We start from the raw sequence: 10,312 nt of genomic DNA, 5'->3' as shown, positions 1-10,312 counted from the left end.
CGGCACGCTCGGCGGCAGACAACACAATCTCAGCAGCATGAGGGGTCGGCACAACCCAGATTAACAACTAGATCGTAATTAATGACTCAGGACACTAGACGCGTTCCAGCAGCCGCAGCGATCCGGTCGCCGAGATCTCCTTGAAGTCACCGGAATCGATTGCGCGGCGGTAGATGTGGAACGGAGCCTGTCCACCCTCGTTGGGGTCGGGGAACACATCGTGGATGACCAGTCCGCCACCGGGAGCCACCCATTTGGCCCAGCCGTCGTAGTCGCGCTGGGCGGCCTCCTCGGTATGGCCGCCGTCGATGAACAGGAACTGCACCGGGGTGCCCCAGACCCGGGCGACGGTGGGGGACTTGCCGACGATCGCCACCACGTGTTCCTCCAGGCCGGCCAGGTCCAGGGTGTGGCGCATGGTGGGCAGGGTGTCGAAGCGCTTGGTGACCGGATCGACGAGCCCGGTGTCGTGGTACTCCCAGCCGGGCTGATGCTCCTCGGACCCGTGATGGTGGTCGATGGTGTAGACGACGCCGTCGACCTGAGCGGCCGCCGCACCCAGCAGTACGGTGGACTTACCGCAGTACGTGCCGATCTCGACACCGACACCGCCGGCCAGATAATGCACGGCGGCGTCATAGAGGGCGCGGCCCTCGTCGGCGGGCATGAAGCCGATGACCTGCTCGGCGAACTCGAACAGACGGGCGGCCTCGGCGGGCAGGGCGGTGTCGGCGGTGCTCATGGCAGATAAACCTACCGTTGCTGGTGATGAGGGGTTGCAGTAGTGTCTGGACACGTGTCCGATACGGCCCTGGAGTCGACGCGCCGCCGGTTGAGCGCCAAGCAGGCCGATACCGTCGACCGGCTCGGCAAGGCCGCGCTCGAACTTCTGAGCCGCGAGGGTTTTTCGGCGCTGACCGTGCGCCGGGTGGCCGCGCAGGCGGGGGTCGGAGCGGCCACCGCCTACACGTACTTCTCCTCGAAGGAGCATCTCGTTGCCGAGGTGTTCTGGCGCAGACTCGTCGAATCCCCGCTCGCCGAACACGAGTCGCCGGATCCGGCGACGCGGGTGCTGGAGGTGCTGGAGCAGATCTCGTCGCTGGTGGCCGGTGAACCCGAGTTCGCGGGGGCGGTGACCAATGCGCTGCTCGGCAAGGATCCCGATGTCGACGTGCTGCGCGGGCGCATCGGCGCGGACATCCGGGCCCGCCTGGTTGCGGCCCTGGGTTCCGCGGTGGATCCCGATGTCATCGAGGCGCTCGAACTGCTCTACACCGGAACGCTGGTCTGGGCCGGGATGGGATATGAGGCATATCCGGAGATCTCGCTGCGGCTGCTCAAATCGGCGCGGCTGATCCTGCGCTGAGCAGAGCCTCGGAGGCGAGCACCGCGGGCTCCAGGATGGACGCGGTGGGCAGCTCGTCCTCCACCGTCAGCGCCGTCAGCTCCCGCAGGCCGCCGAGCAGGATCACCGCGAGTTCACGGCGGACCGGCGCGAGCTCGGCACGCCGGAAGCCCGGGCTGTCGGACAGGTCGACCAGCAGTTCGGTCAGCCCGCTCATGGCCGCTCGCTGAATGGACCGCACCGTGGCGCCGAGGGCCGGCAGTTCCCGGATCCAGCTCAGCGTGATCTCCGGGCGCGCGCCGATGTGGTCGACATAGGCCGTGGCGGCCTGCCTGATCTGCGCCCGCCAGTCCGCTTCGGGGTCCACGGCGGTCCGGATCGCCACCAGCAGCTGCTCGTGGTCGGCGCGCAGCAGCTCGACGAAACACTCTTCCTTATCCGTGAATTCGCTGTAGAACGTGCGCTTGGAGGTACGGGCGTGCCGCACGATGTCGGCGACCGTGGTGGCGCGGTATCCGCGCTCGGCGATGGAAGACGCCAGACCGTCGAACAGGCGGGCGCGAAACGGCCGACTTTCCTCCATCGCGCCATCCTTGCCGATTTACTCTTGCCCCCGCTGGTACCACGGAGTACCGTAACCTGCATACCTGCGGTACAACGCAGTACCAACCCCTGGTCTGGAGTGCGTCCATGAGCGAAGCGACCATCACCGAAGTTCCCGCCGAACATCTGCCACCCGGCCCCACCGTGAGCAAGACGTTGACCGGAATCGGATTCGCCTTGTTCCGTCGGCCCGTCGTGGCACGACTGGCCAACCGCTACGGCTCGGCCTTCACGATGAAGCTGCCGGTGTTCGGTCCCACCGTGATCGTCACCGACTCGCAGCTGGCCAAGCAGTTGTTCACCGCCAGCCCCGATGACGTCGGCAACATCCAGCCCAACCTGTCCCGGATCCTCGGGCCCGGGTCGGTGTTCGCGCTGGACCGCGGCGAGCACAAGCGCAGACGCAGACTGCTCACACCGCCGTTCCATGGCAAGAGCATCAAGAACTACGAGAAGATCTTCGAAGAGGAGACGCTCCGAGAATCCGCGAATTGGCCGGCGGGACAGGAATTTCCGACCCTGGAGCCGATGATGCGGATCACCCTGAACGCAATCCTGCGGGCGGTGTTCGGCGCCGACGGGGCACATCTGGACGAGCTGCGCCGGATCATCCCGCCGTGGGTGACGCTGGGCTCGCGCTGCGCGACGCTGCCCACCCCCAAGCGGGAGCACGGCCGCTGGCATCCCTGGGGCCGGTTGGCCGAGTACCGCCGCCGTTATGACGACGTCGTGGGCCGGCTCATCGACGAGGTCGCGGCCGACCCCCGGCTCGACGAACGCGATGACGTGCTGGCCTTGCTGCTGCGCAGTTCCTACGAGGACGGCACCGCGATGTCGCGCCAGGACATCGCCGACGAGCTACTGACCCTGCTGGCCGCCGGGCACGAGACGACAGCATCCACCATGGGGTGGGTGTTCGAGCGGATCAGCCGTCATCCGGAGGTCATGGACAGGCTGGTCGAGGAAGCCCGGGGCGACGACAACGAGTACCGCCAGGCCGTCATCCTGGAGACCCAGCGGGCCAGGACAGTCATCGATTTCTCCGGCAGGCATGTCTACTCACCGACCTTCGAGCTCGGCGAATGGGTGATACCGCAGGGGTATTCGATCGTCGTCAGCCTGTCCCAATTGCACGAGAAGGAATTCGACGACGCCGAACGGTTCGACCCGCAGCGGTTCATCGGCAACCGTCCGCCGCTGGCCTGGGTGCCCTATGGCGGCGGGACCCGGCGCTGTGTCGGTGCGGTGTTCGCCAACGTCGAGATGGACATCGTGCTACGGACGGTGCTGCGGCACTTCACCATTGCCACGACCACCGCGCCGGGGGAGAAGGTGCACTCGCGAGGAGTGGCCTTCACGCCCAAGCGCGGTGGCCGGGTGGTGTTGCACCGGAGAGCAGGAGCTGCTTAGACCTCGGCGCGCTTGGGCAGCTTCCAGCCCGGGCGCGGGAAGTGGCACGTGTACCCGGTGGGGTAGCGCACCAGATAGTCCTGATGCTCGGGTTCGGCCTCCCAGAAGTCGACCTCCGGCACGACCTCGGTGACGACCTTGCCCGGCCACAACCCGGATGCGTCGACATCGGCGATGGTGTCCAGCGCGACGGCCTTCTGGTCGTCGTCGACGTAGAAGATCGCCGAGCGGTAACTGGAACCGACATCATTGCCTTGACGGTTCTTGGTCGACGGATCGTGGATCTGGAAGAAGAATTCCAGGATCGAGCGGTAGTCGGTCTGGGCCGGATCGAACACGATCTCGATGGCCTCCGCGTGACCAGGATGGTTGCGGTAGGTCGCGTGGTCGTTCTGCCCGCCCGTGTAGCCCACCCGGGTGGACACCACGCCGGGTTGCTTGCGGATCAGGTCCTGCATACCCCAGAAGCAGCCGCCGGCCAGGATCGCCTTCTGGTTGTCGCTCATGCGCCATCACTCCTTCAGCAGTCACGTAGACGGTCAGCATCCATTGTGCTCCGCCGCTACGGTGGAACCCATGCGTAGAGCTGTAACCACAGCGCACGCCGGGTTAATCCTGGTCGGCGGCCTCCTTTTAGCCGTTCCACCATCGGCCTCCGCGGATCCGCCCGTACCTCCGGTCGACGCCCCGCCCGAAGTGCCTGCCGATCAGTGGCGCACGGTGTTCGCCGAGAATCCGATGATCCTGAACCCCCATGTCACCAGCGTCGAGTCCTGGACGCGCACCGGTGACGGGCTGGCCGTCAACTTCACCGGGGGACCCGCGGAGTGCTTCGGTGTGCACGCCACCGTGCAGGAGACCCCCGAGGACGTGACGGTGAACCTCGACAGTGGTGTGCCGCCGGAAGCGATCGGGCGGATGTGCATCACACTGGCGGTACCCGGCACGCTGGACATCGCGCTGGACGAACCGCTGGGTGACCGCGTGGTGCTGGCCGCCGGCACGACCCTCGACAAACCCAGGTAGAACGTGTTCTAGTTTCTGTTGTGACGAGCACGCTGTTCACCCGGGATGAGCTCACAGACGCCTTCGCGACATTCGAGCAGACAGTCGCCGAAGCCGCCCGGACCCGGAACTGGGATCCGTGGGTCGACCAGTACACCGTCGACGTCGAATACGTGGAGCACGCCGCCGGCACGATGCGCGGACGCGACCAGGTGCGCCCGTGGATCTGGAAGACGATGGAGAGTTTTCCGGGAAACCACATGACCGCTTTTCCGGCGTTGTGGACCGTCATCGACGAGTCCACGTCGCGGGTGATCTGCGAGCTCGACAACCCGATGCGCGACCCCGGCGACGGCACCATCATCACCGCCACCAACATGTCGATCCTCACCTACGCCGGCGACGGGCTGTGGCGCCGCCAGGAGGACGTCTACAACCCGCTGCGGTTCCTGTCCGCGGCAATGAAGTGGTGCAAGAAGGCACAGGAACTCGGCACGCTCGATGACGAGGCCGCCGAATGGATGAAGAGCATGGCCCGATGAGTGCTCTCGTCATCGGTGCCAACGGCTACCTCGGCTCGCACGTGGCGCGTCAGCTGGTCGCCGACGGGCAGAACGTGCGGGTGATGGTGCGCGAGGGCGCCAACACCATCGGCATCGACGACCTCGACGTGCAGCGGTTCATCGGAGACATCTGGGATGCCGACGTGCTGGCGGCGGCGATGACCGGAGCCGACGTCATCTACTACTGCGTGGTGGACACCCGCGGCTGGCTGCGGGATCCGGCACCGCTGTTCCACACCAATGTCGAGGGCACCCGGCACGTGCTGGACGTCGCGGTGCGCCCCGAGATCGCCTCAGGTTTAAAGAAATTTGTCTTCACCAGCAGCTACGCCACCGTGGGGCGGCGCCGCGGCCGGGTGTCCACCGAGGAGGACATCGCCGACGAGCGCGGGCTGACACCGTACGTGCGCTCTCGCGTACAGGCCGAGAAGCTGGTGTTGCAGTACGCGCGGGAGCGCGGGTTGCCCGCGGTCGCGATGTGCGTCTCGACCACCTACGGCGGCACCGACTGGGGCCGGACCCCGCACGGCGCCATCATCGCCGGCGCCGCCTTCGGCAAGTTGCCGTTTGTGATGAGCGGGATCGAACTGGAAGCGGTCGGTGTCAACGACGCGGCACGCGCGCTGATCCTGGCGGCCGAGAAGGGGCGCGTCGGTGAGCGCTACCTGATCTCAGAGAAGATGATCAGCAATGCCGAGGTGGCCCGGATCGCGGCCGAGACGGCCGGCGTACCCCCACCCGCTCGGTCCATCCCGTTGCCGCTGACCTATCTGCTGGCCGCCATGGGCACCATCAAGGGCCGGTTGCGCCGCACCGACGAGCGACTGTCGCTGGCCTCGCTGCGGCTGATGCGGGCCGAGGCCCCGGTCGATCACGGCAAGGCCGCCCGCGAACTCGGCTGGCAGCCAACGCCGGTGGAGGATTCCATTCGTGAGGCCGCCCGGTTCTGGGTGGGCCTGCGAGCGGCCAAGCGCAAAAAGGCGAGCTGAACACCACGCCCGACGGCGTTCAACTGGGGGCGTGTCCGCGGTGCGGTATTACCGTGTGATGCATGACCGCCGATGACCACGTGCGCGTCGATCTGACCGGCGCGCCGCAGACCATGCTCGCGACGCTGTACGCCAAGGCGCTGGATGCCGACCTGCCGCGGCCGATCCTGCACGACCGCTGGGCCAAAGCGACCGTCGCGGGTATCGCCTACGACTGGAGGCAGACCACCATCACCGCGCGGCGGTCCCCGGCCGTCACCACCCGGTCGGCACACTTCGACACCTGGGTGCGCCAGTTCCTGGCGGTCCATCCGAAAGCTACTGTGCTGCATCTCGGTTGCGGCCTGGACAGCAGATACTTCCGGGTGGCGCCGGCACCGGACGTGCAGTGGTACGACATCGACTACCCGGAGGTTGCCGAGCTGCGCGGCCGCCTGCTGCCCACCGGTGGCGCCGGCTATCACGTGGTGCCCGCCTCGGTGACCGATCCGGGGTGGCTGCGTGACATCCCGGTCGATGCCCCGGTGCTGGCCATCGGGGAGGGACTGACCATGTACCTCACCAAGGCCGACGGTATCGATCTGCTGAACCGGATCGTCGGTCATTGCGGCACAGGGGAATTGCAGTTCGATGCCTTCAATTCGCTGGGCATCAAATCCCAGTGGTCCAATTCGGTGGTGCGCCGTTCGGGTGCCACGCTGCATTGGGCGATCAACGCCCCCGATGACATCCTCTCTGCCGTGCCTGGCACGCGATTGCTGGCCTGGATATCGGCGTTCGACACCGAAGCCTTCGATCTGGTGCGGCCGGCCTACCGGCTGTTGGCGAACGCCATGTCGCGGGTGTCGATATTGCGCTATATGGCGCAGTACCACCGCTATTCGTTCTGAAGTAGTCACGGATCGTTGTCCTCCTCGGGTAGTGGGAGGAGTTCTTCGCCGGTGGAAGTGGTGGTTGAGGGTGTCGCCACCGGTGTCCATGAGTGGTGGCGGGTGCCAGTGCACGCGGCCGGTGCGGGGGTCGATGCTGTTGGTCCAGCCCAGTTCGGCGAGCCGGTTGTCCGGTCCGCACCCCAACCCGAGGTCGGGGGCGTCGGTGTACCCGCCGTGGTGCCAGCTGGGGCGGGTGCAGCCGCGGTCGCGGTTGTAGAGCAGTAGCCGTTGGGCCTTGGTGGCCAGGCGTTTGGACCGGCCCAGGTAGAGCGGTTCGGCGGTGTGGTGTCGGTAGACGATCAGGTAGTGATGGGCGTGCTCGGACAGGCGGATCAGATCGCGCATGGGCATGCGGGTTCCGGAGCCGGTGACCGCGATCCCGGCACCGGCTTCGAGTTCTGCTAGCGTGGTGGACACGACGACGGTGACGGGTAGCCCGTTGTGTTGTCCGAGGCGTTTGGACATCAGGGTGTCGCGCAGGACCGCTTTGATGGCGTCGTGGTTGCGTTGGGCCGGGGTGCGGTGATCACCGGCCGGCGGCTCCAGGTCACGCTTGATCGGTGGGGGCAAGGTGTCAGCGAGATCAGCCAGCTCGCCGAAGTCGCGTGGGAACGGCCGCTCCTCGACAGGCTCAGGTTTCGGCGTTGGTTCGGTTTCGCCGCAGCGTTCGCCGGGCGGCTGCTCTTCGAGCGGGTTGGGCACCGGATTGTGCTGGGGTTCCGCGTCGTCGGGGTTGTTGATCCCAGGCCGCGCCCACACGTCCAGGATGGTGCGCAGGTAGGCCGCGAACTCCGAATCCACCCGCCCCGACACCTTCGACAATCCATCGACATCGGGCTTACCGATCGTGAGCCCCACCTTGTGCCGCGTCAGGTCGGGGCCGTCGCCGTTTTGGTTGAGCACGTGGACCATCTGTTCGGCGAGCTCGGCCAGCGTCTCGGGGGTATTGGCCTCGGCGACCGCGACCAGGGTGGCCTCCATCTGGGCCCGCTCGGTCGCGTCGAGATATCGCGAGGCCTGCTTGAGCGCGGACCGGATGACTGTGATGTGGGCGGTGTTGATGGACCCGGCCGCCAACGCGTGAGCGCATGCGGGTAGCAGCGGCTCCAACACCTCACCGTTCAACGCGTGCCGGGGTCCGAGGTCGCGGGCCTGCGCGATCCGGCGCCCGGCCTCGGCGGCGCTGAGGCGGTCCCGGGTGGCCAGTACGTCGTTCCAGGATTTCCCGCCGATCTCGTGCGGGGTGGCCCGATCCATCAGGGCGGCCAGGATGCGGTGATCGCTCGGACAACAGCCCGAGCAACTCCGCGGTGTCAAAGACGGTGAAGTCGGCATCCAGCAGTGCCTTGACCGACCCGGCGCGATCGGAGAGCGCGTGCTGCACCGCCTCCCGACCGCCCACCACGTCACCGTTCATATCTCGAACATACGTGCGATCACCGACAAAACCGCCCAGAAAGTGACGGCCGTGACCAATGAGTCCAAAGAAATTTCTGGGACTCGGCTGTCGCTCGAATGTCGCTGATAGGTGGGCACTTTCGAATGGCAACCGTCAGGTGTCGACCGGCCCCCGGTCCCCGAGAACGGGCTGCCGCGGACCCCCGATGTTGAAGTCGGGGCACCAGGGCGAGTGCCCGTCTGCGTCCAGCCAGACGACCTGCAGGCCCCGGATCGGCCCGTCGCGGAACGCCACCGCCCACCCCATGTGCACGTCCGGGTGCGTCACCTCGACGAACTCCGCGCACGACCGGTCCGGAAAGGTGAATATGTCACCGGGCGCGGGCGTGACCTCGCGGACCATGTACCCCGCCACGGCATTGAGCAGCAGCATGGACCGCTCGGGCGGAAGCCCGGTGATGAGCAGTTCCGGCAGTCCGGCCTCGCTCAATCCGACCGTGTACCCGAAGGGCGGTTCGGTCTCGACGTACTGCACCGCCCAACCCTCCTTCATCACCGTGCTCCGCAGCACGTCGAGATAGTCCTGCCGGGTGGCCCCCGGGTGATCGCATTGCCAGCACATGATGTGCCCCTTTCGTCGGTCTTGGCAGACACGATGCGCCGCACCACCGACAACCCGGCCTGGCAGAATCACTGGGTGTCCACCATCAACGGTCGTGTCTCGCACTGGTTCGACAAGATGCCGTCGCTGCGGCCACGGCTGCCCGGGGACCGCGATGCCGATGTCTGCATCGTCGGCGCCGGATACACCGGTCTGTGGACCGCCTACTACCTCAAGAAAGCCGACCCGTCGCTGCGCATCACCGTCCTGGAGGCGCGCTTCGCCGGCTTCGGTGCGTCCGGCCGCAACGGCGGCTGGCTGTCCGGGCTGGTTCCCGGCGATCGCAATCGGATGGCGAAAACCTATGGCCGCGACAAGGTTCTGGCCTGGCAGCGGGCACTCAACGAATCCGTCGACGAGGTCATCGAGGTGGCCGACCGCGAAGGCATCGACGCGGGCGCGGTCAAGGGTGGCAACCTGGAGATCGCGCGCAACCCCGCGCAGGCGGCCCGGCTGGCCGCCAGTGTCGCCGAGGAACGCCGTTGGCAGAACGACGTCACCGAACTGACCAGAGCGCAAGCGGCGCAACGGATCAACATCGACGGACTGGTCTCCGCCTACCACAGCCCGGACTGTGCCCGCATCCAACCGGCCGCGCTCGCCGCCGGTCTGGCCGACACCGTCGAGCGCCTCGGCGTCACCATCCACGAACAGACAGCGGTCATCGAGATCCAGCAGGGCAAGGCGATCACCAGGACCGGCACCGTGCGCGCGCCGATCGTGCTGCGGGCCACCGAGGGCTTCACACCCGCGCTGCCCGGCCTGCGCAGGCGGTGGCTGCCGATGAACAGCTCGATGATCGCCACCGATCCCATCCCGGCGCACATCTGGGACGAGATCGGTTGGCAGGGACGCGAAACCGTCGGAGACACCGCGCACGGATTCTTCTACGCGCAGCGCACCGTCGATGACCGCATCGCCATCGGCGGGCGCAGCGTGCCCTACCGGTTCGGGTCACGCACCGATCAGGACGGGCAGGTGCCCGCCCGCACCATCGGGCTGCTGTCGGAGGTGCTGCACTCGATCCTGCCGCAGGTCCGCGACATCCCCATCGCGCACGGGTGGTGCGGTGTGCTGGCGGTGCCGCGCGATTGGGAAGCCGGTGTCGCCCTGGACCGCACCACCGGGCTGGGTTGGGCCGGCGGCTACGTAGGGCACGGCGTGACGGCGACCAACCTGGCCGGGCGCACACTGGCCGACCTGGTGCTGACCCGGAACACCCCGATCACCGAATTGCCGTGGGTCGGCCACCAGTCGCGTAACTGGGAACCCGAGCCGATGCGTTGGCTCGGGGTGCGCGGCCTCTACATCGCCTACAAACTCGCCGACCGGCACGAGGCCAACGGCCGCCGCACGACATCACCCATCGCGCGGGTCGCCGACGTCATCACGCAGAAGCCCTGAAC

11 protein-coding genes and 1 pseudogene are annotated in these 10,312 nt (G+C 67.1%); 7 read left to right on the top strand and 5 right to left on the bottom strand.

The window, feature by feature from the left end:
• Positions 1-94 precede the first annotated feature (94 nt).
• Positions 95-742, bottom strand: coding sequence for a class I SAM-dependent methyltransferase (locus ASE48_RS31985; protein WP_057171208.1), 648 nt, complete (start codon positions 740-742; stop codon positions 95-97).
• 54 nt (positions 743-796) lie between these two features.
• Here ASE48_RS31985 and ASE48_RS31980 point away from each other — a divergent pair, with 54 nt between their 5' ends.
• Positions 797-1,366 carry a TetR/AcrR family transcriptional regulator gene (locus tag ASE48_RS31980; RefSeq protein ID WP_057171207.1) on the top strand — a complete coding sequence of 190 codons (570 nt, stop codon included), beginning with the start codon at positions 797-799 and terminating at the stop codon, positions 1,364-1,366.
• Here ASE48_RS31980 and ASE48_RS31975 read toward each other — a convergent pair.
• The gene (locus ASE48_RS31975; RefSeq protein ID WP_057171206.1) at positions 1,338-1,928 is read right to left on the bottom strand and encodes a TetR/AcrR family transcriptional regulator; all 591 of its coding nucleotides are present in this window, start codon (positions 1,926-1,928) and stop codon (positions 1,338-1,340) included. The two genes, ASE48_RS31980 and ASE48_RS31975, sit on opposite strands and share 29 nt — an antisense overlap.
• Before the next feature lie 107 nt (positions 1,929-2,035).
• On the opposite strand from ASE48_RS31975, the gene ASE48_RS31970 reads away from it, so the two are divergent.
• The gene (locus tag ASE48_RS31970; protein ID WP_057171205.1) at positions 2,036-3,358 is read left to right on the top strand and encodes a cytochrome P450; all 1,323 of its coding nucleotides are present in this window, start codon (positions 2,036-2,038) and stop codon (positions 3,356-3,358) included.
• Here the strand turns inward: ASE48_RS31970 and msrA are convergent.
• Positions 3,355-3,864, bottom strand: a complete 510-nt coding sequence (msrA, locus tag ASE48_RS31965) for a peptide-methionine (S)-S-oxide reductase MsrA (protein WP_057171204.1) — start codon at positions 3,862-3,864, stop codon at positions 3,355-3,357. The genes ASE48_RS31970 and msrA overlap by 4 nt on opposite strands.
• Before the next feature lie 70 nt (positions 3,865-3,934).
• On the opposite strand from msrA, the gene ASE48_RS31960 reads away from it, so the two are divergent.
• From ASE48_RS31960 to ASE48_RS31945, 4 genes are all read left to right on the top strand, one after another.
• Entirely contained in the window at positions 3,935-4,384 is a 450-nt protein-coding gene (locus ASE48_RS31960) for a hypothetical protein (protein WP_235571788.1), read from the top strand.
• Positions 4,385-4,404: 20 nt separating this feature from the next.
• Positions 4,405-4,905: a nuclear transport factor 2 family protein gene (locus ASE48_RS31955; protein WP_057171203.1), complete on the top strand. Its 501-nt coding sequence runs from the start codon at positions 4,405-4,407 to the stop codon at positions 4,903-4,905.
• A complete protein-coding gene (locus ASE48_RS31950) occupies positions 4,902-5,915 on the top strand; it encodes an NAD-dependent epimerase/dehydratase family protein (RefSeq protein ID WP_057171202.1) in 1,014 nt (337 codons plus the stop codon). Before ASE48_RS31955 ends, ASE48_RS31950 begins: the two co-directional genes overlap by 4 nt.
• A 62-nt stretch (positions 5,916-5,977) precedes the next feature.
• Positions 5,978-6,805 carry a class I SAM-dependent methyltransferase gene (locus ASE48_RS31945; protein WP_057171201.1) on the top strand — a complete coding sequence of 276 codons (828 nt, stop codon included), beginning with the start codon at positions 5,978-5,980 and terminating at the stop codon, positions 6,803-6,805.
• A 306-nt stretch (positions 6,806-7,111) separates the two neighbouring features.
• Here ASE48_RS31945 and ASE48_RS33925 read toward each other — a convergent pair.
• Both ASE48_RS33925 and ASE48_RS31935 read right to left on the bottom strand, forming a co-directional pair.
• A pseudogene (locus ASE48_RS33925) lies at positions 7,112-8,104 on the bottom strand (DUF222 domain-containing protein); the annotation flags it as partial.
• Positions 8,105-8,399: 295 nt separating this feature from the next.
• Entirely contained in the window at positions 8,400-8,867 is a 468-nt protein-coding gene (locus ASE48_RS31935; protein ID WP_057171199.1) for a DUF4262 domain-containing protein, read from the bottom strand.
• 33 nt (positions 8,868-8,900) lie between these two features.
• Here ASE48_RS31935 and ASE48_RS31930 point away from each other — a divergent pair, with 33 nt between their 5' ends.
• Complete coding sequence (locus ASE48_RS31930) at positions 8,901-10,310, top strand: NAD(P)/FAD-dependent oxidoreductase (RefSeq protein WP_156409472.1); 1,410 nt, start codon at positions 8,901-8,903, stop codon at positions 10,308-10,310.
• Positions 10,311-10,312: the final 2 nt, after the last annotated feature.

Origin of the sequence: Mycobacterium sp. Root265, from assembly GCF_001428895.1 — a bacterium.
Classification (GTDB): domain Bacteria; phylum Actinomycetota; class Actinomycetes; order Mycobacteriales; family Mycobacteriaceae; genus Mycobacterium.
Note: the sequence above shows the minus strand (reverse complement) of the source record. Positions and strands in the feature narration are given on the sequence as shown.